The following is a 20,577-nucleotide window of genomic DNA, read 5'->3' as shown; positions in this document are numbered from 1 at the left end:
AAGATGCGCCCCTGTATGTCTGATTTGCTTTATCACCCTACAGAATTTATCTTTTTCCATTTCCAACCCTTTTTTGCGGTGGGCTGTACTTAGGGTAAGTAGGGGCGGGCGATCGCATCTACGCGATCGCATCACTGGTTAACTAACCACTGGATGCAGAGAGTTAGCTCCTATGTCATCCTAGATTAGGAGAGTTAATTCGGTGATGTCTTTGGTTTTAGTATTGAAGGGCTTTTTCCTTTTAGTATTTACAGACTTCTCAGAGAAATTAAAATCTCTACACAGTGATGATTTTGGAGATAATCGATGTCAATTTATGTAGGTAACCTCTCTTATGACGTTACACAAGAGGATTTAAGTGGTATTTTTGCAGAATATGGTACTGTAAAGCGAGTTCAAGTACCCACTGACCGTGAAACAGGCCGTCCGCGAGGCTTTGCTTTTGTGGAAATGGGAACTGACGCTGAAGAAGCAGCTGCTATTGAAGCTCTCGACGGTGCTGAGTGGATGGGTCGTGACCTGAAAGTGAATAAGGCTAAACCCAAGGAAGACAGAGGTGATAGAGGTTCGTTTGGTGGTAATCGAGGCGGATATGGTGGTGGCGGCGGTGGACGCTCCCGCTACTAACTTTGGAAAAAAAAAATTTACCTAGAGTCTTAAGTCAGACAAGGAGTCTGTCTTTTTTTTGCACTTAGGACTTACGCAAAACTAGATGAGGTAGGGGCAATTCATGTAGCTTTAGCTGACCGCAGGGTATTGCCCCTACCTCAAAATTAGGGTTTCGGCTATTGTTTGCGTAAGTCCTGGCACTGTTACTAACTGCATACCCATTGATTAAGTCAACTTAGTAGGAGAGATAATGACCCAAGTAATTGTAGGTGACAATGAACACATTGAGTCAGCCTTACGACGATTTAAGCGAGAAGTTTCCAAGGCTGGAATTTTTCCAGACATGAGAAAGCATCGTCATTTTGAAACGCCCCTAGAAAAACGTAAGCGCAAAGAAGTTGCCAAGCACAGACAGAGTAAGAGAAGTTTTCGTAATTAAGGACTGACATAAATATAAACGAATGCCCTCATAGCTTTTATGAGGGCATTCGTTTTGCCTATTTTAAAATCAGGAAACCTAAAGAAACGCTAAAATCAAGTCAGCCTTTGTATTGTAGCGGTTGTGTCCCACATCACTCAGAGGGCGGTTCACTGCATAAATCCTGATTGTCAACGTCCTTATCCTCAGCCTTGGGGAAACAAATTTTGCAACAGCTGTGGCGCACCGCTAGAGCTGTTAGACCGCTATGTTCCACTTCAGCCCTTGGGGTCGGGAGGATTTGCTCAAATCTACACGGTTTGGGATGAAAAAACTCAAACCGAGAAAGTACTGAAAGTGTTGGTAGAAGATTCACCAAAGGCACTGGAATTATTTACCCAAGAGGCGGCGGTTTTATCTAACTTGCAGCATCCGGGTGTCCCCACAGTCGATGCCGATGGATATTTTCAGGTAAAGCTGTTTAATCCTAAACCGCACCAACTGCCTTGTCTGGTAATGGAAAAAATTAATGGGCGGACTTTAGAGGAGATATTAAAAAAGTTTCCCCAAGGATGTCCAGAGGATTTGGTTTTAAACTGGTTTGCCCAAGCTATAGAAATTTTACAGGAATTACACAAACGTCAGATTATTCACCGGGATATCAAACCTTCTAATTTAATGCTAGGCACCTCTTCGCAAACTGTAACCCCATCTCAAGGGCAAACAGAGGGCGATCGCCTGGTACTAATTGATTTTGGCGGGGCAAAACAATTTAGCCCCTCTAAGCTGCGTTCTCAGTCTAGTTCCACCCGATTATTTTCTTCTGGCTACAGTCCACCAGAACAAGTGACTGGCGGGATTGTCAGGCCAAGTGCTGATTTTTATGCCCTCGGTCGAACGGTAATTGAACTACTAACAGGCAAATACCCGCTAGAGTTGGAAGATCAGCAAACGGGTAAATTACAGTGGCGAACTACGATAAATGTCAACCCCCAATTAGCAGATTTGCTAGATGAGATGGTAGAGGCGGATGTGCGATCGCGTCCGGCAAATGCAGCGATAATTCAAAAACGGTTGGCGAAGATTTCTCAATCATTACCGCCGCCAGGGTTGTTTGCCCAACTGCGAGACAACGTTAAGCAAGCCTCAACGCAAGCTTACCAGAGATTTACACTGCTAAAGTTAGCTATTGAACGAGTTTTAGCTAACTTTAGCCAAGCTGTAACTAAAACCGTTATTTTCATCGCTCAGGCAATCATCAAAATTTTCCAAGCTTGTTTGGCGACGATTTGGGCGATAATCCTGAGTAGTATCGGCGCTTGTTTTGGTGCGATCGCTGGTTTTATTTTGGCCTATCGCACCAGCTTGGGGCATCGGGTTGTGGAATTTCTTGGGAGTCAGCTAAACGAATTAGTGCCAAATGCTCAACCCCACTTTGGGGCAGATATTTTGGTGTTCGTCGCCGCAGGCTGGGGAACCGCATGGGGACTGACAGTATCCGGGTGTTTTGGTCAACGGCGGCGCTTTTTAGTGGCGTCGCTGATGGGTATAGTTAGCTATGGTTTCGGCTGGTTGATTTTGCAATTAATCACCCCAAAAGATAGCGGTGAAGGCTTAGTAGCAGTGATTTTAGTGGCAGTTTCCCTACTCACCTTGAGTTTAGGTCTTCGCAGCCATCATATAGTGTACGCTGTGTTGGCTGCCTTTGGTAGTGCGATCGGCTATGCACTTTTAATTCTTTTGAAGTTAGCACCTGCTATCTTGCAATTTTCAAGTCTTCCAGGCTGGCCGGAGTTATACAAGCCTCTGATTTTTTTTGGTTCTATGGGCTTCTTTGTCAGCTTCTGGTTAGGAGTGAGTTACTACCTAATTGTCCCTGGATTGCGCCTTTTGGGATGGCGTTAAAATAATTCGTAATGACGCTCGATGACTCGTTAACGCTGCGCTAACGTAATTCGTAATTAATCAATTGCCCAAAAACAAGATCCCCCTAGTCGGATTTTTATCGAGCTAGGGGGATCACATATTTGGTAGTCTATAATTGGTTCGGTATACTTGCCTACAAACCGATTCTATAGCCTAGATTTCGGTTTGAGTAGTTTTACCATTAGAATTCATAGTATTTTTACACATTCTTAATCAATGCTTCATCCCTGTTCTTCCTTAGAGAAGTGGTATATGTAAGTATGACAGTACGCAATGTGCGTAATTTGTCAAATTGTGGATATCTGTAAAAAATATGAAACTCAAGATTGTCGCTACCGTCGCCTTGTTAGCTTGTTTCGGGTTTGCACAGCCGAGCCTTGCATTAAATCAGCTAGACTTGGATCAATTGAAGGCAACAAGTACCTGTCCTCGGTGTAATTTGAGTGGTGCTGACCTAAGTAAACTGAATCTAAGTGGAGCAAATTTGCGAGGGGCTGACTTGAGCAGCGCTACATTATCTCAAGCTAATCTCACGAATGCCGATCTCACCGGTGCCAATTTAGAAAGTGCTATTTTGAATTCGGCAAATCTCAGTGGTGCTTCCTTAACAGGAGCAAATTTGAAATCAGCATCCCTGGAAAATGCCGATCTGTCTTATGCCGGTTTAATCAGCGCCAATTTAGAAGCAGCAAACTTAAAAAATGCCAATTTGGAGTTTACCAATTTTCGGGGGGCTAACTTCCGACTAACAACTCTGGCGAATGGTGTCGTCACCCCCGACACAGCTTATGACTGGTCGTTAGAGCGTCAAAATCCCAGAGAATGTAACGAGTTTAAACCCGAGAATACCCGAGGCACAACCTGTTATACCAAATAAACTGGGCATTGCTTATTCTCCTCATCTCCCCCATCTCCCCCTCCACCTTTGCTTGTTCTCAACTCTCGTTGTAGTATGGCAAAAGCATTTTCTTTGTTAACAATTCTTTATCATGGGAAAAAAGCCTGGAGATTAATTTAGTCAATGCTTACCCGTATTAAAGACTTAGCAGCAAACCTAGCACCCCGCTTAATTGAAATTCGCCGCCACATCCACTCTCACCCAGAACTTAGCGGTCAGGAGTACCAAACAGCAGCCTTCGTAGCTGGTGTTCTGTCTTCCAGTGGGCTGCACGTCCAAGAGGGAGTCGGCAAAATCGGCGTGATTGGAGAACTGCAAGGCACTAGCCAAAATGACCGTTTATTGGCAATTCGCACTGATATGGATGCCTTGCCAATTCAAGAGGGCACCAATTTGGAATATGCTTCTCGCGCAGATGGTATTATGCACGCTTGCGGTCATGATGTCCATACTACAGTCGGGTTAGGAACGGCAATGGTGCTGTCTCAAGTGGCAAAGGATTTGGGTGGGAAAGTGCGGTTTTTATTTCAGCCCGCCGAGGAAATTGCCCAAGGCGCAAGCTGGATGGTGAAAGATGGGGCAATGGAAAATGTCTCAGCTTTATTAGGGGTTCATGTTTTCCCTTCTATACCCGCAGGTTCTATTGGCGTGCGTTACGGGGCATTGACAGCGGCTGCCGATGATTTAGAAATTCTGATTATCGGAGAATCTGGGCATGGGGCGCGTCCCCATGAGGCGATTGATGCAATTTGGATTGCTTGCCAAATTATTACTGCACTGCAACAAGCGATCAGCCGCACCCAAAATCCCTTGCGTCCTGTAGTATTGAGCATCGGGAAAATTAATGGTGGTAGAGCGCCGAATATAATTGCGGATAAAGTGCAGTTATTGGGAACCGTGCGATCGCTCCATCCCGAAACCCGTGCCCATCTCCCAAACTGGATTGAAAATATTGTATCTAATCTCTGTGATACCTACGGGGCAAAGTATGAAGTCAATTATCGCCAGGGTGTACCCAGCGTCCAAAATGATTACGTCCTAACGCAATTGTTACAATCAGCCGCAGAAGAAGCTTGGAGTTGCGATCGCGTCCAAGTCTTACCCGAACCTTCCCTTGGGTCGGAAGATTTTTCGATGTATTTGGAACACGCCCCCGGTTCTATGTTTCGCTTGGGTGTAGGCTACAAAGAAAGAATCATTAACCACCCATTACATCATCCCCAATTTGAAGTCGATGAATCTGCGATTATCACCGGGGTTGTAACTCTGGCATACACCGCTTATAAATACTGTCAGCAAAATTTGTAAATAAAAACTCCCAGCACTTATCTACTGGGAGTTTTTGTTTAACTAATCTTTTTTAGGGGATATCGAAAGCCCGAAAGCATCCTATACTTTCGCTTCGGTAACAACACCCAGTTTTTGTTGAATCCGGGTCTTAGCAGCTTTGAATTCAGTAGCAAGTTGTTCACTTTGCTCAGTGGTCAAGTTGTTGCGAATGGCAGCAAACATTGTGGTTTCTTCTTGACGAATATGATCCCCAAGTTTAGCCAACAACTCTTTGGCTTTATCTTTGAATTGGGGTGAAGATGGGCTAAGAGCCTTAATTTCCTCTAACGCCAGCTTCGCATGAGCTTGTTCATCAAACAGTTCTTGGGTGTTTTCTTGACCGTAGAAAGGACGTACTCTTGGATAGACTACTTCCTCCTCAGCTTCCGAATGGGCAGTTAAATCTTTGTAAATTTGACCAAAATATTCTTGGATCTTTTGGGGATCATTGCTTTGCAGCAGTTCCGTGAACAGGGTATTTACCTTTCCGTGATCGAGGCGGATAACATCTTGGATATTTAGATCCTTCTTGTCACTGGTTTGGGTAACAGCACTACCTACCACACCACTGACTGCGGCCACAGCATCCTGGACTCGTGCCCAAATTCCTTGATCTGCATCTTGTCCAGTGAGTTCGCGGACACCTAGAACCTCCAGAATACCTTTGAGTTGCTCTTGGTGAGCGCGATTCTCAAAGTTTATCGTATTCAAAGGTGCGATCGCTAGCAAAATGTCAGCACCAACTTTTTGAGCAGCCTTGTGAACTATCAAGCCACTCATTACTAGTTGATGTTTGAGCAATTCATGCTGAGATACTTTTTCATACAGGCTCAACTCGGAACCTTTAAACAATTCGCCAGCTTTTTCAATGAATTGTGTAACAGTTTTTTTGGGTTCAGCCTGAATGCCATACTGACCAATTACAGTTTCCAGAACACCAAGATTTTTTTCATCATCATTGAGGAAATTCCGAATGCGATCAGCAATTTCGGCATCAAGTCCTTCTTTCAAAAGCAATTTCTCATTTTCAATTACCAACTGTTGAAGCGCTTTGATACTTGCCAATTTTACAGCAATAGCATTGCGTTTCGTATCATCTAAAGTAGTTACCATCCGTGTTCTCCTCGGCAGTGTTCATAATTCTTAACTTATATAACCTTGACATAGAAGTTAGGTATATGCCTCTTTCTTTTGAGCGATCGCACTCACAACTCTGGGTAGATAAACATAACTTTTCGTTACAAACTCTGTTTTTCTACCTTTATATAGATATAAATTTAAATTTGTATTCTATCCCCAGGCCGATTAATTTTTAATTCTAGTTTTATATAATTAGATATTTTTGATAAATCTAAAGAATTAAATATTAATAATCTAAAATTTCCTTAAAAACGCTCTTTAAATCCACCTCAGTAGGGCGTTTTGCAAATTGCTCATGGCTATAAATCCACACAAGCTTGATTACACAATCAGTTGTATTGACTAAATACATTAATCTAATTTGTCCTGAAGCGCCTTTAGATACCTTCAACTCCAGCTTGTGAAATGACTATCCTTGAGGTAATTCAATCTTTCCAGGTAAAGGTTCGTTACGAGAATTGATGGGATATTGATCTTCAATTAAATCTTCCAAAACTTTTGCGACACACTCAACAAAATCCGACCTGTAGGCTTTTGCGAGTTTTTTGAAAGAACGGTTGAAATTATCGGATTTTTCAATCGAGAACGGAGTTGAGCCAGTCATGCACTTCTCCTTGACGAATACGAGTTGATGGTTCCGAAGTACAAGCGCCCTTTAAAATTTCCCGCATTACGAATTGATAAGCAGGATGGTCAAGTTCTATTTGGTCTAGTTTCTGATGTCCCAATGCTTTCAAATCTTCAAGAAGAATTGGCTTAGTTGAGCTAGCTTCAGGTAGCAAACCTTTACGCGCCTTTTTCCAAGGAAACTCCAAGTGGGTCATACCACTAAGTTGATAAGCATGGTAGCCACCAAAATATTCCCATACTTCTTCTAGAAGCTGTCTCTTATCCTCAGCCATCTCTAACAGTAATTCTTGACTAGGAATAGGTAATTGTTTAGCTTCAAATTCACTGTAAAACCTGTAAGCCGGAGGACAAACAGGGCCATAGCGCCATGCTTGTATTTCTTCTTCAAACAATGGCTGATCATACATCGCCAAATGTAAGCTTTGCGCGTAATACAGAAGCTTTTGAACCTTCATATTGGTCATTTCTGCTTCTATACTGTCTTCGTAAGCTCTGATAATGAAGTAGCGAGCCACATTTAGACAATCAATCATAATCAGACTCGCAAATTAAGACTGGTTAACTATCTTAGCTATTTTTAATGGTCACTTACACATATTTTAGTTTAAATTTATTGAATTAGTACATTTTTACTATTTAAAATCAGTCTACTAATCCACTACATCAACCTTACGGTTAATTCTCCCCCCGTTTCCCCTACTTATCTTCACCCTTCATTTTTAGTTTGGTCAAGTACTTAAATACAGAACACCACAAAAAGGCTATGAAATTTAATCATTCCTAGGTTGGGTAGAACGTAGACACCCGAAGGGAAGTGAAACCCAACATCAAGTCCAAATATTTCCGAACCCTTTTTACGGGGACATATACTCAGGCGATCGCAATGCCGCCTTGATAAACCTCACCGCAATTGTGACGATTACGCTAGAATTATTAAAGGTTCTTTACAGAGTTTGCTAATCATACTTAATTCTGTTAAATCAGCCTAGCATTAAAATGTAAATCTCAAAACCCCCTCTAGAGTTCACCAAAAGCTTCTATGACGCTCCCAATTCGCAACGTCGCCATTATCGCCCACGTTGACCACGGCAAAACCACCCTGGTTGACGCACTCCTCAAACAATCCGGCATTTTCCGCGAAGGCGAAGACGTTCCGGATTGCGTTATGGACTCCAACGCCCTAGAACGGGAACGGGGTATTACTATTCTGTCCAAAAATACAGCAGTTCGCTACAAAGAAACGCTAATCAATATTGTTGATACTCCTGGACACGCTGACTTTGGTGGCGAAGTTGAACGCGTACTCGGCATGGTTGACGGATGTCTTCTGATTGTCGATGCCAACGAAGGCCCCATGCCCCAAACCCGGTTTGTACTCAAAAAAGCTTTGGAAAAAGGGCTGCGCCCCATCGTAATTATCAACAAAATCGACCGTGGTCAAGCTGACCCCCACGTTGCTGTTGATAAAGTCTTGGATCTGTTCTTGGAATTAGGGGCAGATGAAGACCAGTGTGATTTTACCTATCTGTTTGCCTCCGGGATGGCAGGTTTCGCCAAAGAAAGCTTGGAAGCAGAATCCGTAGATATGCAACCCCTGTTTAATGCGATTCTGCAACACGTTCCACCCCCAGTAGGCGACAGCACTAAGCCTCTACAATTGCAAGTGACAACCCTGGATTATTCTGAATATCTGGGCCGGATTGTCATTGGCAGAATTCACAACGGTACTATCCGCTCAGGACAGCAAGCAGCTTTAGTAACAGAAGATGGTACTATTGTCAAGGGTAAAATTACCAAATTGATGGGCTTTGATGGACTAAAGCGCGTAGAGATGGAAGAAGCAACCGCAGGTTATATTGTCGCGGTGGCTGGTTTCGCTGATGCTTATATTGGGGAAACGATTACTGACCCCAATGATCCGCAAGCTTTACCACTAATTAAAGTGGATGAACCAACCTTGCAAATGGCCTTCTGGGTAAATGATTCGCCCTTTGCAGGTCAAGAAGGTAAGTTGGTAACATCAAGACAAATACGCGATCGCCTATTCCGCGAACTTGAAACCAACGTTGCTTTGCGTGTCGAAGAAACCGATTCTCCCGATAAATTCCTAGTTTCCGGTCGTGGAGAACTCCACTTAGGTATCTTAATTGAAACCATGCGTCGGGAAGGCTTCGAGTTTCAGGTATCTCAGCCACAGGTAATTTACCGCGAAATCAACGGTCAACCTTGCGAACCCTTTGAACTTTTGGTGTTAGACATTCCTGCTGATGGTGTGGGTAGCTGTATTGAACGCTTGGGACAACGCAAAGGCGAAATGCAAGATATGCAACCCGGTAGTGGCGATCGCACTCAGCTAGAGTTTGTGATTCCCGCCCGTGGTTTGATTGGTTTCCGGGGTGAGTTCATGCGGATGACTCGTGGCGAAGGCATCATGAACCACAGCTTCTTAGACTACCGTCAACTCAGTGGCGACATTGAAGCCCGTAACAAAGGCGTTTTAATCTCCTTTGAAGAAGGCGTTTCTACCTTCTACGCCATGAGAAATGCTGAAGATAGAGGAGCATTCTTTATTATTCCCGGCACAAAGGTTTACAGAGGCATGATTGTGGGAGAACACAATCGTTCCCAAGATTTGGAACTAAATATCTGTAAGACCAAGCAGTTAACTAACCACCGGGCTGCTGGTAGTGAAGAACTAGTGCAACTACAAGCACCGATAGACATGAGCCTAGAGCGTGCTTTGGAATACATTGGTTCCGATGAATTGGTGGAAGTTACACCCCAATCGATTCGTCTGCGGAAGATGTCGAAGAAGTTGGCGAAACGTTAAGTAAAGCAATAACTTAATTGATTTAGAAAGCCCGCACTGCGGGCTTTTTAATTTGTTATTTAGATTGGATCAGATGCATGATGCAGCAGCCTGATCTATTAAATTTTTATTGATTGCGTAATGACATGTCTCACAAACTACTGTTATAACTGAGCCAGCTACGCAAATAGCACAATAGTACTATCAAATTTTACCCCATGCATCTCAAGACAGTCTTCATTCGCTTCTATAAATCCTTCAATGACGACTTCCTGAGAAAACAAGAGAATAGAAAACCTAAACATTGGGAAATGATAGGTGATACTTATTACCCATATATTCAAGTTTCCATTGATCCCAAAATTACAACAATTGTTGGTGCAAATGAATCTGGAAAGTCTCACTTGTTAAGTGCTATTGAAAAGGCTATATCCGGCAAATATATTGAGCGGAGTGATTTCTGCCGCTATTCTCCTTTTTTCACAGTTAAACAGAATGAATTAAAATATCCTGATTTTGGTTCTGAGTGGGCTGAACTCGATAAGTCTGAACAGGACAGCTTAAAAAAAATTATTCCAGAAATTCATCGGAATACTATTATTAAGAATTTTTTCATATTTCGCAATAATGTTGATAGTTTAACGATCTATTTACCTGAAAAAGGAGTGTACACACCATACCAAATTAATGAAAAACAGGTTATTGAGTTAGAAAAATTACTTCCTAGAACATTTAGAATTGAGTCTAGTATTGCGCTTCCTTCAAGCGTTCCTATTAAGAAATTAGTTCAATTGGGTCAAGATAATTATTTAGATGGTACAAAATTTGAATTTTTGGATCAAAAACAAAGAAACAAAATAGTAGATGAACTGGATGTTTTTAGTGATAATCCAGAATTAATTACTAAAGTTCGCCTTTTTAGCAATGAAAATAGGGAAGAACTTGATCATGAAGCAGTTAAGGCGATCAAGTCAATTATGTCAGCACTTGATGAAGTCAGTTTTAGTAACCCAGAGCCGTTATGAACCTCTAAGGTCTTCGATTGGGCCTCACATAGGCGAAACAGTTTTCATTGGTAATTGTAATTTAATGGTCGAAGGTATTGGTGATCAAATCCTCATTGCAGGAGCCGCAATATATCTTCGAGCAAATGGTGTATCTAATTTAGAAACTTTAGATTTAAACCAAATTACGATTGTTGATTCAGGAGGAGCCTCACAAACTCCTTACATGGTCTATTTAGCTTGTGGAAGGCACGCTGATGAAATTGCAGCCATCGTTTTATTAGATAGTGATCAGAGTGGCAATGAAGCTAAGAAGCATTTATTAGGTAAAGGAGGAGGTCAACATAGAAGACCTTTGCTTAAAGAGAAGTTTATTCTTCAACTTGCTGATCTTAAAGAAGAGTTCTGTTTTATAACTGACAATGTAACTGCACAACTTGAAATAGAGGATATTATTCCCTTGCCAATTTGCATCAAAGCAATAAAGCTTTTTTTGCAAGAGTTTCTTGAAATAGAAGAAGCGGAGCTTTTATTCTTGACTGAAGATTTAATATCAAGCAATATGGCTGGTAAAACTATTCTTGATGTTATAGAACAAACTCTAAAAGACTTTCCTGACTTGGAAATTAGTAAGGCTGGCTTTGCTCGGAATGTTATTCGAGTAGTGAATGAGTGGCCACGAGAACGAAATTCACTGAATGAACGTGAAATCCATGCACTACGAGTTTTTGAGCAGAACTTCAAAATTTTGTTTAAGAAGTTGAATGTCATGCAGCACAGTGCCCAGCAGAAATTGACTAGAGAAAGATTGTCTCAAAAAATAGATCGTCTAAAGAAGGACTTTATTGCACGTCATCCTATTTCTGCAAAACGTGAGGATGGCGTTATTCTATTTGATGAAATTGAGGGAATTTTAGAGAACAATATACAGAATGAGTCAATTAAGGAAATTGAAGCAACTAAGAGCGAAATTCAAAATTTGCGTCGTGATTACAAGCTTGATATTGATATGAATAAAATGATTGACGACTATACTGGATTTCAGGTGGGCTTAGAAAGAATTAAGTATGCAGGGCTTTTAGCTAGTCAAGAAGAAATTATCGAAGATGTTGAAGTAGAGAAGTCAGCTATTTCTGAAGAAGTTCTTGAAGAGGTACAAACGGATAAGCTCGTTGTGGATGGGCAAGCACAATTAGTTAATGAGCAAGAACCTACCGCCTCTGAGCTAAAAACTGGTGAAGTTTCTGGTAATCCTGCAACTTCCAACAAAAGAAGGAAGTCTAACCCCCGCTAGTAACCAGTCTACGATCGCATTGTGCCAACTTAATTTGAGAGAATCTGATTATCATTGTTTATGAAGTCACTGAAGCTCAAGGCTAGCCGTATGTATGGATATAGATGCGAGTATTGCGAAGGAATTGTTCAACCCCGAATTGTAAAGCGCGAGGCATTTAAACATAGAGATGGATTCGTCATCCTCGAAGATGTGACGATTGGTGTTTGTGATATTTGTGGCAATCGGTACTATTCTGCCGATATTCTTCATGCTGTTCATGCTGTTGCAACTGGAGCGAAACCCCCTGAAAGAATCGAACAAATTCCGGTCACTCATCTAGAATCGCACCCTGTCAACGCTTCTAGAACTTATCCTCAAATTCAGCAATGCCGGATAAGTAGATTGACTCTAGGGAAACCAAGTTTGGCAGTAGGATAAATATAGACAGGATGTAGTTTTAATTCTATCTACCCTTTGGATGGAAATGACTGAGCAACGTGATGCTGACTCACCGTCAACTGATTCTCAACAATTGAGCGAACCGACTGATACTATAACAAAGTCGGTGGATAATTCCTGGACAAATCGCATTGCTGGTGTCTGGAACAAAGCAACAACACGTCTAACGCAACTCTTACCCGTAGAACAACTAGGACAGACAGTTGTTGAATGGTTTAGTGTGAGCGAGGATCAGGTTGCAGAGATTTTAGAGAAAATTCGAGCGGAACTGCCAACTACCGAAGCGCTGCTAATTGGTAAACCCCAAGCCGGGAAAAGTTCTATTGTGCGGGGATTGACCGGAGTTTCTGCCGAAATTGTCGGTCAAGGATTTCGTCCCCACACGCAACACACCCAGCGCTATGCCTATCCTTCTAATGACCTGCCGTTACTAATTTTTACTGATACGGTGGGACTTGGTGATGTTAAACAAGATACTCAGACAATTATTCAGGAGTTGGTTCGGGATTTACAACAGGAAACTCATTCCGCTAGAATCCTGCTTCTGACGGTTAAAATCAATGATTTTGCAACTGAGACGCTACGACAAATTGCTCAACAGTTGCGCCAGCAGTATCCAAACATTCCCTGTCTGTTGGTGGTTACCTGCTTACATGAGGTTTATCCTCGTGATACCGTCGATCATCCCGCCTATCCGCCAGATTATCAGGAAGTCAACCGCGCATTTGCTGCAATGCAACAAGCCTTCCTCGGAATAACTAACCACTCTGTACTAATTGACTTTACCTTAGAAGAAGATGGCTACACGCCGGTATTTTATGGCTTAGAAGCACTGCGAGATTCTTTGGCAGAACTACTCCCACAAGCAGAAGCGCAGGCGATTTATCAGCTATTGGATCAAGAAGAAGCTGGAAAGCAAATTGGCAACCTTTACCGAGATGCTGCACGCCGTTATATTTTACCATTTGCGATTATGTCTGCCACCCTTGCGGCTGTACCTCTGCCATTTGCCACAATGCCTGTACTCACTGCCTTGCAAGTATCAATGGTGGGTCTGTTGGGTAAATTATATGGGCAGACAATTACTCCATCCCAGGCGGGAGGCGTTGTGAGTGCGATCGCAGGTGGTTTTTTAGCACAGGCGATCGCCCGGGAGTTAATTAAATTTATCCCAGGTTTTGGCAGTGCGATCGCCGCCTCTTGGGCAGCCGCCTATACCTGGGCACTAGGGGAAGCAGCCTGCGTTTACTTTGGTGATTTAATGGGAGGTAAGAAACCCGATCAACAGAAAATTCAATTGGTGATGCAAGAAGCATTTCAAGTGGCCCAACAACGGTTTAAGGAAATCAAACGTTAAGACTCAAGAATCCGTTTTTCAAAGCAAATACTCATATCATGTCTGCTTGATTACTTAATAACTAATTATGCGGACATGATATCACTGGATTTCCCACATAGGTACAAAATTCTTGAGGAGGTAAATATGGCTTTTAGTAGTTACAAAACTATCGGTGAAGTCCTCAAAACATTTCAGGTTATCTATACAGAAGCTAATTTCATAGGCGAAGCTGAGTTTAATGTCTCTGACTACTTCCGGGAAGATTTAGAATTTACGATGCGAGAAGGAGCCGTTGACTGTTCTGAGTTTGCTATATGCGAAAACTTGATATCCCCAGTGTTAAAACAAGTTTGGAAACTATATAGCAGCAAGTTTATTTTGTGGAGTCATTATTCTCTGAATTATGACGAAAAGCTCTCAGGATTTCCTGAATATATTTTGGCTAAACGTTCTCCATTAGGGAAAGTTGTATTTGATAAGCCATACTTCATTTTAGTAGAAGCAAAACAAGATAATTTTGAAACGGGTTGGGCGCAATGTTTAGCAGAAATGATTGCGGCTCAAAGGCTTAACGGCGAATTTTCAATAATTATCTTCGGTATTGTTTCTAATGGAGTAACATGGCAATTTGGCAAGTTAGAGGGAGAAGCATTTACTAGAAATATTCTACCTCACACAATTTATGAGCTAGATAAACTCTTTGCTACTGTCAATTATATTTTTCAACAGTGTGAATTGCAGCTAAATAATTTGGTAGCTGCTTAATCCTCAAAATTTTTATCAAGAAAATTTAGTTATGCACAAACGATGATGATTTTATTCCGCTCAAAGAAACAATTAAAAAAGCAGGTAAAGAAATAGAAGCTTGGAGAATTGAGCCTAGTATCTATGATACTCGGCACTCTTCATGTTCCCATGCTTGCATGAGAATGGCTACTGCCTCCAGTTAAATATTGAGTCAGAGACTCAATGAATGCATTCCCATACGGAGTATGGGAACGAGTCAAAAGGAGTCAAACTTCATCAAGCTAGGTTTTTAGGACTTGTGTGTACACCCTAGCCTTGCTAAGGAGAGGCACAGGTTTTGTATAGCATAACCAATCTTTGAGGTTTTCTTGAGCTATTCGATAAACCGACGCAATGACTAATCATGGCTGCGTAAGTCCTAAAATAGCTATAGGATGCAGAAATTTACATCTGCGATCGCTATACTTTTATAATCCAGATGAGCAATCTACCATCAGCCTAACCAATTAATTTCTGCCAGCTAGTAGGCCCGACAATTCCATCGGCTTCTAAACCATTTTGCTTTTGAAAGTTCTTAATTGCAACCTCTGTTTGCGGCCCATAGACACCATCATTAGCAACACCTAGACGGTATTGCAAGTATCTGATAACTGCATTACCAGCATGGTTTGGTCTGAGTATTCGTTTTGCCAAAATTAGATTTATGGCATTCCATGTAGCTGAGTCAGCAATTCCAGTCGGCTGAACCCCGACAATAGTCTGAAATTTTTCTACCGCAGATTTTGTATTAGCCCCTGTGAAGCCATCTTCCACTAACGCATTACCATTCTTATCAGTTATTTTGAGTCTATTTAAGGCTTTTTGTAGTCTCTGAATAGTAGTATCTAGATTCTCCTCTTCATCTGGTACGGGCTTAACAGGAACACTTGGCACTTTACCAGTTAAACCTTTGACGATCGCATTAGCCATTGCTTCTGGATTATAAAGATTCATATCTTTTTGTGAATCGACAAAGCAACCTTCTACTAGAATCGCAGGCATGTCGGTATTTTTCAGAACATACAAATGGGAACCACTCTTAACGCCGCGATTAAAAAATCCTAATTTGACGATTTCATCTAGTACAGGTTTAGCGATTTTCGTCCCCGTATCGCTAGTTGCAAATACTTCTGTGCCGTTAGCTTGTCCATTAAAGGAGTTAAAATGAATCGAGACGTAAATATCTACTTTACTCCCATTAGCTGTAGAACATCTTTTTGAAAGCGATTCAGTTACTGTCCGAGCGCTACTTGGTCTACACACTACGACTTCGTTTCCTAAAGCTCTTAACTTGGCTATAACTCTATTACCTACATCTAGAGTTAAATTATCCTCAAATTTAATCCCGTTGGCTCCTGTGTCTGGTGGACAATTGTGCCCGCTATCAATTCCAAATTTCATGATTTCATCCTCAACTTACTTATTTTTACACTAGTTCAAATCTCTTTCAATTATAGAGACAAAGTTTTGTTAATAAATCTTTTGAAATACTTCTTGGGAATGTCCAGATTATTTTAAACATGACTATGCTGGTAGACAAAATTGGTTTTTGGGCGAACCTGAAAAGCAACTATTCTGTGGTAAAATCCACTAATTAAAACGTATATTGCCACCAAAAACACAACCATTATAATTTATCAAAATCGGGAATAACCCGTTAATTTTTGCAATAAATTGAAATGCAGCAATTGCCTCCATTATTTCAGATAATAACGTTGACAAATATACTTAGTACACTGTGGCGGAAGTTTACCGACCTTTAACAAGGGGCTTAATTGTCTGGTTAATTGAGATGGTAGCTGAATTTACGTCCTATCTCAAGGAACTACTCACCAAAATCTGTGGGTAGATATTTAACAATCAACCTGTGAGCCAGTTTAAAATTTAAGTAAAGAAATATTTCGTAGCTTACAAGCATGAAACGCATCGTCTTGGTTGCTGGGTTTGAATCGTTCAACGCTGACTTGTATAGAAAAGCAGCTTTTTTGGCTAACTCTCGCTGTCCTGAGTTGGATATTCGGGTATTTAGCGATCGCGATCTTACCACCAAACGCACCGAGGTAGAAGCAGCACTTGATGACGCGGATGTATTTTTCGGTAGCCTGCTATTTGATTATGACCAGGTTGTGTGGTTGCGCGATCGCATTGCCCAAATTCCCATCCGTCTAGTGTTTGAGTCAGCCTTAGAATTGATGAGTTTAACCAAGCTGGGTATCTTTGCCATTGGCGACAACCCCAAAGGAATGCCCAAACCAGTTAAATTCATCCTCGACAAATTTAGCAACGGGCGAGAAGAAGACAAACTCGCTGGTTACATCAGCTTCTTAAAAATTGGCCCCAAACTACTAAAATACGTACCAGTGCAAAAAGTCCAAGACTTACGCAACTGGTTAATTATCTATGGTTACTGGAATGCTGGCGGCCAAGAAAACGTCGCTTCATTATTCTGGATACTGGCAGAAAAATATTTGGGTTTAAAAGTCGGCGATATTCCCCCACCAATTGAAACCCCCAACATTGGATTACTCCATCCCGACTATCCAGGATTTTTTGAATCGCCCCGCGAGTATCTGGAATGGTATAAAACCTATTGTAGAGACGCGATGAATCGCGTCTCCCCTAATTGCGTCTCCCCAGTTGTAGGCATATTACTGTACCGAAAACACGTCATCACCAAACAACCCTACATTCCCCAACTAATTCGCAGTTTTGAATCAGCCGGGTTAATTCCTTTACCCATTTTCATCAACGGTGTAGAAGGACATGTGGCGGTACGAGATTGGATGACAACCGACTATGAAATTCAGCAACGACAACTAGGTAATATCGAGACTCCCTCGCTATCTAGTGAAGCAGTAAAAGTGAATGCGATCGTTTCGACAATTGGCTTTCCTCTGGTGGGTGGCCCGGCTGGTTCAATGGAAGCTGGGCGTCAGGTGGAAGTAGCAAAGCGCATCCTCACTGCTAAAAATGTACCTTATATTGTTGCAGCACCATTATTAATTCAAGATATTCACTCCTGGACACGCCAAGGTGTCGGCGGATTGCAAAGTGTCGTGTTGTACGCCTTACCAGAATTGGATGGGGCTATTGATACTATTCCCCTCGGTGGTTTGGTGGGCGAAAATATTTATCTAGTTCCCGAACGAGTACAACGATTAATTGGTAGGGTGAAAAGTTGGGTAGCTTTGCGGCAAAAACCTGCTTCCGAACGCAAGATTGCGATCGTTTTATATGGGTTTCCTCCCGGTTATGGGGCTGTAGGCACAGCTGCATTATTAAATGTGCCGCGTAGTTTGCTGAAGTTTCTCCACGCACTTAAAGAACAAGGTTACACCGTCGGAGATTTGCCGGAAGATGGGGAAGAATTGATTCGCCGAGTCAAAGAAGCGGATGAATCTTTAAATGACGCGGAGAATATCCCGGCATCTGTAAATGTCCGCACATTAGAAAAATGGTTGGGATATCTGCAAACTTCCCGCATCGAAAAACAATGGAAGTCTCTCACGGGAACTGGAATTAAAAGTTATGGCGACGAATTCCAGATTGGTGGTGTGCAATTAGGGAATGTGTGGATAGGTGTACAACCACCTTTGGGCATACAAGGCGACCCCATGCGTTTAATGTTTGAACGAGATTTAACGCCCCATCCGCAATATGTTGCTTATTATAAATGGCTGCAAAATGAGTTTCAAGCTGATGCTTTAGTTCATTTTGGAATGCATGGCACGGTGGAATGGTTGCCTGGTTCTCCTTTGGGTAATACGGGTTATTCTTGGTCGGATATTCTGTTAGGAAATTTGCCTAATCTATATATATATGCAGCAAATAATCCTTCGGAATCGATGTTGGCAAAACGTCGCGGTTATGGTGTGTTGATTTCCCATAATGTACCACCTTATGGACGTGCAGGTTTGTATAAGGAATTGGTAGCATTGCGAGATTTGATTTCGGAGTATCGTGAAGATCCACAAAAGAATTATGTCTTGAAGGAAGCGATTTGTAAAAAAATTGTGGACTCTGGGTTGGATGCAGATTGTCCGTTTGCAGATGCGAAACGGTTGGGGATTGCGTTTACTCCCGAAAATATTCGGATGTTTAGCACTCATGCTTTTGATGATTATTTGGTGGAGTTGTATGGATATTTGCAAGTGTTAGAAAATCGGTTGTTTTCTTCTGGGTTGCATACTTTGGGGGAAGCACCGAATCAGGAGGAATTGGCGGCGTATTTGGAGGCTTATTTTGGAGAGGAAAATGAACCACATAGAGAGGAAGAAAAGCTAATTACAGATTTGTTGATGCAATCTACGGATGAGTTAACGAATTTGTTAAGGGGGTTGAATGGGGAATATATTCCGCCTGCGCCCGGTGGGGATTTGTTGCGGGATGGTGCTGGTGTTTTGCCGACTGGGAGGAATATTCATGCTTTAGACCCTTATCGTATGCCTTCACCTGCGGCATACCAACGGGGACGAGAAATTGCTAAAAAAATTATTGCCCAGCATTTGGATGAATATGGGACATATCCAGAAACGGTGGCGGTGATGCTTTGGGGATTGGATGCGATTAAAACTAAGGGTGAATCTCTGGGAATTCTGTTGGAATTGGTGGGGGCTGAACCTGTTAAGGAAGGAACTGGTAGAATTGTTCGTTATGAGTTGAAGCCGTTGGTGGATGTTGGACATCCTCGCATTGATATATTGGGTAATTTGTCTGGGATTTTCCGGGATAGTTTTGTAAATATCATCGAATTGTTGGATGATTTATTTCAACGGGCGGCTAATGCTGATGAACCGGAAGATCAGAATTTTATTAGAAGACACGCTTTAGCTTTAAAAGCCCAAGGTGTAGAAAATGTATCAGCGAGATTGTTTTCTAATCCGGCGGGTGATTTTGGTTCTTTGGTGAATGATCGAGTTGTGGATGGTAACTGGGAATCTGGGGAGGAGTTAGGCAATACTTGGCAAAGTCGCAATGTGTTTAGCTACGGGAGAGAAGATAAAGGTGAAGCTAGACCGGAAGTCTTGAACACGTTGTTAAAAACTAGCGATCGCATTGTTCAAGAAATCGATTCGGTAGAATATGGTTTAACTGATATTCAAGAATATTACGCCAATACTGGCGGTTTGAAAAGGGCAGCAGAAAAACAAGGCGGTAAGAAGGTTACAACCAGCTTTGTAGAAAGTTTCTCGAAAGATACTACACCCCGCAATTTAGATGATTTGCTGCGGATGGAGTACCGCACTAAGTTGGTAAATCCCAAATGGGCGCAAGCAATGGCAAATCAAGGTTCTGGTGGTGCCTTTGAAATTTCCCAACGAATGACGGCGTTGATTGGTTGGGGTGGTACTGCCGATTTTACTGATGATTGGGTTTATGATCAAGCGGCTGATACTTATGCGTTAGATGCAGAGATGGCGGATAAATTACGTAAGGCAAATCCTGAAGCTTTTCGCAATATTTTAGGGAGAATGTTGGAGGCGCATGGACGCGGTTTCTGGCAAGCCGATAGTGATAAGTTAGATAAGTTGCGCCAGTTATATGAGTTGACAGATGAGGAATTGGAGGGTGTTACAGTTTAGAGAGTTGGGTACGTTAGGCATTATCTCGTAACATTCAATAGCAAATTATATGGAAAACTCTTTTACTGCTGTATTTGAAAAGCTCGATGATTGGTATATTGGCTACGTCCAGGAGTTACCCGGCGCTAATGTCCAAGAGAGAACTCTGGAAGAAGCTAGGGAAAGTCTACGGGAAGCGATAGAGTTAATTCTAATATCAAATCGGGAACTCGCAGAGCAACAAATTTCCGGTAGTGACCATGCATTTAGTGATGTTGCTTGAGTACGACAAGTATAAAGGTTTTATTTGCTCCTGCTGGTATTGCGATTGAAGCGATTAGGGCTTGGAATGAACCTATCTAGACGTACCCTCCTATTCCTGTTTCACTTTAA

General features: G+C 42.0%; 17 protein-coding genes. 13 read left to right on the top strand and 4 right to left on the bottom strand.

Translation table 11 applies throughout. The features are described 5' to 3' along the window. The first annotated feature begins 306 nt into the window (after positions 1-306). From HWQ38_RS23325 to HWQ38_RS23305, 5 genes are all read left to right on the top strand, one after another. The gene (locus HWQ38_RS23325; RefSeq protein WP_292798343.1) at positions 307-627 is read left to right on the top strand and encodes an RNA-binding protein; all 321 of its coding nucleotides are present in this window, start codon (positions 307-309) and stop codon (positions 625-627) included. Between the two features lie 232 nt (positions 628-859). Next, positions 860-1,048 carry a 30S ribosomal protein S21 gene (gene rpsU / locus HWQ38_RS23320; protein ID WP_012407716.1) on the top strand — a complete coding sequence of 63 codons (189 nt, stop codon included), beginning with the start codon at positions 860-862 and terminating at the stop codon, positions 1,046-1,048. 123 nt (positions 1,049-1,171) lie between these two features. Continuing rightward, positions 1,172-2,932 (top strand): serine/threonine-protein kinase, encoded by a 1,761-nt coding sequence (locus HWQ38_RS23315; RefSeq protein ID WP_292798341.1) that lies wholly within the window; start codon positions 1,172-1,174, stop codon positions 2,930-2,932. Positions 2,933-3,266: 334 nt separating this feature from the next. After that, positions 3,267-3,830, top strand: a complete 564-nt coding sequence (locus HWQ38_RS23310; RefSeq protein ID WP_292798339.1) for a pentapeptide repeat-containing protein — start codon at positions 3,267-3,269, stop codon at positions 3,828-3,830. Between the two features lie 144 nt (positions 3,831-3,974). Beyond that, positions 3,975-5,159, top strand: a complete 1,185-nt coding sequence (locus HWQ38_RS23305; protein ID WP_292798337.1) for a M20 family metallopeptidase — start codon at positions 3,975-3,977, stop codon at positions 5,157-5,159. An 81-nt stretch (positions 5,160-5,240) separates the two neighbouring features. Here the strand turns inward: HWQ38_RS23305 and HWQ38_RS23300 are convergent, their stop codons facing one another. The 3 genes from HWQ38_RS23300 to HWQ38_RS23290 all read right to left on the bottom strand — a co-directional run bounded on the left by HWQ38_RS23300 (position 5,241) and on the right by HWQ38_RS23290 (position 7,483). Further along, on the bottom strand, positions 5,241-6,293 hold the full coding sequence (locus tag HWQ38_RS23300) for a hemerythrin domain-containing protein (RefSeq protein ID WP_292798335.1): 1,053 nt from the start codon (positions 6,291-6,293) through the stop codon (positions 5,241-5,243). A gap of 436 nt (positions 6,294-6,729) precedes the next feature. Then, positions 6,730-6,924, bottom strand: coding sequence for a hypothetical protein (locus HWQ38_RS23295; RefSeq protein ID WP_292798333.1), 195 nt, complete (start codon positions 6,922-6,924; stop codon positions 6,730-6,732). After that, positions 6,896-7,483 (bottom strand): type II toxin-antitoxin system antitoxin SocA domain-containing protein, encoded by a 588-nt coding sequence (locus tag HWQ38_RS23290; RefSeq protein ID WP_292798331.1) that lies wholly within the window; start codon positions 7,481-7,483, stop codon positions 6,896-6,898. Before HWQ38_RS23290 ends, HWQ38_RS23295 begins: the two co-directional genes overlap by 29 nt. Positions 7,484-7,989: 506 nt before the next feature. Between HWQ38_RS23290 and typA the strand changes: the two genes are divergently transcribed. The 6 genes from typA (at position 7,990) to HWQ38_RS23260 (ending at position 14,602) form a co-directional block, all read left to right on the top strand. Next, positions 7,990-9,780, top strand: a complete 1,791-nt coding sequence (typA, locus tag HWQ38_RS23285) for a translational GTPase TypA (protein WP_292798329.1) — start codon at positions 7,990-7,992, stop codon at positions 9,778-9,780. Between the two features lie 290 nt (positions 9,781-10,070). Continuing rightward, on the top strand, positions 10,071-10,784 hold the full coding sequence (locus HWQ38_RS23280; RefSeq protein ID WP_292798327.1) for a hypothetical protein: 714 nt from the start codon (positions 10,071-10,073) through the stop codon (positions 10,782-10,784). A gap of 64 nt (positions 10,785-10,848) precedes the next feature. After that, on the top strand, positions 10,849-12,057 hold the full coding sequence (locus tag HWQ38_RS23275) for a hypothetical protein (RefSeq protein WP_292798325.1): 1,209 nt from the start codon (positions 10,849-10,851) through the stop codon (positions 12,055-12,057). Positions 12,058-12,117: 60 nt separating this feature from the next. Beyond that, positions 12,118-12,477, top strand: a complete 360-nt coding sequence (locus HWQ38_RS23270) for a YgiT-type zinc finger protein (protein WP_292798323.1) — start codon at positions 12,118-12,120, stop codon at positions 12,475-12,477. 46 nt (positions 12,478-12,523) lie between these two features. Then, on the top strand, positions 12,524-13,855 hold the full coding sequence (locus HWQ38_RS23265; protein WP_292798321.1) for a GTPase family protein: 1,332 nt from the start codon (positions 12,524-12,526) through the stop codon (positions 13,853-13,855). A gap of 126 nt (positions 13,856-13,981) precedes the next feature. Next, positions 13,982-14,602: a hypothetical protein gene (locus HWQ38_RS23260; RefSeq protein WP_292798319.1), complete on the top strand. Its 621-nt coding sequence runs from the start codon at positions 13,982-13,984 to the stop codon at positions 14,600-14,602. Between the two features lie 480 nt (positions 14,603-15,082). Here HWQ38_RS23260 and HWQ38_RS23255 read toward each other — a convergent pair whose 3' ends face one another. Continuing rightward, positions 15,083-16,024 (bottom strand): N-acetylmuramoyl-L-alanine amidase, encoded by a 942-nt coding sequence (locus tag HWQ38_RS23255; RefSeq protein WP_292798317.1) that lies wholly within the window; start codon positions 16,022-16,024, stop codon positions 15,083-15,085. Positions 16,025-16,539: 515 nt separating this feature from the next. On the opposite strand from HWQ38_RS23255, the gene bchH reads away from it, so the two are divergent. Together bchH and HWQ38_RS23245 are read left to right on the top strand one after the other, a co-directional pair. Beyond that, positions 16,540-20,205, top strand: coding sequence for a magnesium chelatase subunit H (gene bchH / locus HWQ38_RS23250; protein ID WP_292798315.1), 3,666 nt, complete (start codon positions 16,540-16,542; stop codon positions 20,203-20,205). 49 nt (positions 20,206-20,254) lie between these two features. Continuing rightward, positions 20,255-20,467, top strand: a complete 213-nt coding sequence (locus HWQ38_RS23245; RefSeq protein WP_292798313.1) for a type II toxin-antitoxin system HicB family antitoxin — start codon at positions 20,255-20,257, stop codon at positions 20,465-20,467. Positions 20,468-20,577: the final 110 nt, after the last annotated feature.

The sequence above is a fragment of the Nostoc sp. NMS7 genome, assembly GCF_017115085.1.
Lineage (GTDB): Bacteria > Cyanobacteriota > Cyanobacteriia > Cyanobacteriales > Nostocaceae > Nostoc.
Note: the sequence above shows the minus strand (reverse complement) of the source record. Positions and strands in the feature narration are given on the sequence as shown.

What these genes read in the sequence shown, in the direction of transcription:
- HWQ38_RS23325 (WP_292798343.1), top strand. Translation starts at nt 307, where the DNA reads ATGTCAATTTATGTAGGTAACCTCTCTTATGACGTTACACAAGAGGAT.
- rpsU (WP_012407716.1), top strand. Translation starts at nt 860, where the DNA reads ATGACCCAAGTAATTGTAGGTGACAATGAACACATTGAGTCAGCCTTA.
- HWQ38_RS23310 (WP_292798339.1), top strand. Translation starts at nt 3,267, where the DNA reads ATGAAACTCAAGATTGTCGCTACCGTCGCCTTGTTAGCTTGTTTCGGG.
- HWQ38_RS23305 (WP_292798337.1), top strand. Translation starts at nt 3,975, where the DNA reads ATGCTTACCCGTATTAAAGACTTAGCAGCAAACCTAGCACCCCGCTTA.
- HWQ38_RS23300 (WP_292798335.1), bottom strand. Translation starts at nt 6,293, where the DNA reads ATGGTAACTACTTTAGATGATACGAAACGCAATGCTATTGCTGTAAAA.
- HWQ38_RS23295 (WP_292798333.1), bottom strand. Translation starts at nt 6,924, where the DNA reads ATGACTGGCTCAACTCCGTTCTCGATTGAAAAATCCGATAATTTCAAC.
- HWQ38_RS23290 (WP_292798331.1), bottom strand. Translation starts at nt 7,483, where the DNA reads ATGATTGATTGTCTAAATGTGGCTCGCTACTTCATTATCAGAGCTTAC.
- typA (WP_292798329.1), top strand. Translation starts at nt 7,990, where the DNA reads ATGACGCTCCCAATTCGCAACGTCGCCATTATCGCCCACGTTGACCAC.
- HWQ38_RS23280 (WP_292798327.1), top strand. Translation starts at nt 10,071, where the DNA reads ATGATAGGTGATACTTATTACCCATATATTCAAGTTTCCATTGATCCC.
- HWQ38_RS23275 (WP_292798325.1), top strand. Translation starts at nt 10,849, where the DNA reads ATGGTCGAAGGTATTGGTGATCAAATCCTCATTGCAGGAGCCGCAATA.
- HWQ38_RS23270 (WP_292798323.1), top strand. Translation starts at nt 12,118, where the DNA reads ATGAAGTCACTGAAGCTCAAGGCTAGCCGTATGTATGGATATAGATGC.
- HWQ38_RS23265 (WP_292798321.1), top strand. Translation starts at nt 12,524, where the DNA reads ATGACTGAGCAACGTGATGCTGACTCACCGTCAACTGATTCTCAACAA.
- HWQ38_RS23260 (WP_292798319.1), top strand. Translation starts at nt 13,982, where the DNA reads ATGGCTTTTAGTAGTTACAAAACTATCGGTGAAGTCCTCAAAACATTT.
- HWQ38_RS23255 (WP_292798317.1), bottom strand. Translation starts at nt 16,024, where the DNA reads ATGAAATTTGGAATTGATAGCGGGCACAATTGTCCACCAGACACAGGA.
- bchH (WP_292798315.1), top strand. Translation starts at nt 16,540, where the DNA reads ATGAAACGCATCGTCTTGGTTGCTGGGTTTGAATCGTTCAACGCTGAC.
- HWQ38_RS23245 (WP_292798313.1), top strand. Translation starts at nt 20,255, where the DNA reads ATGGAAAACTCTTTTACTGCTGTATTTGAAAAGCTCGATGATTGGTAT.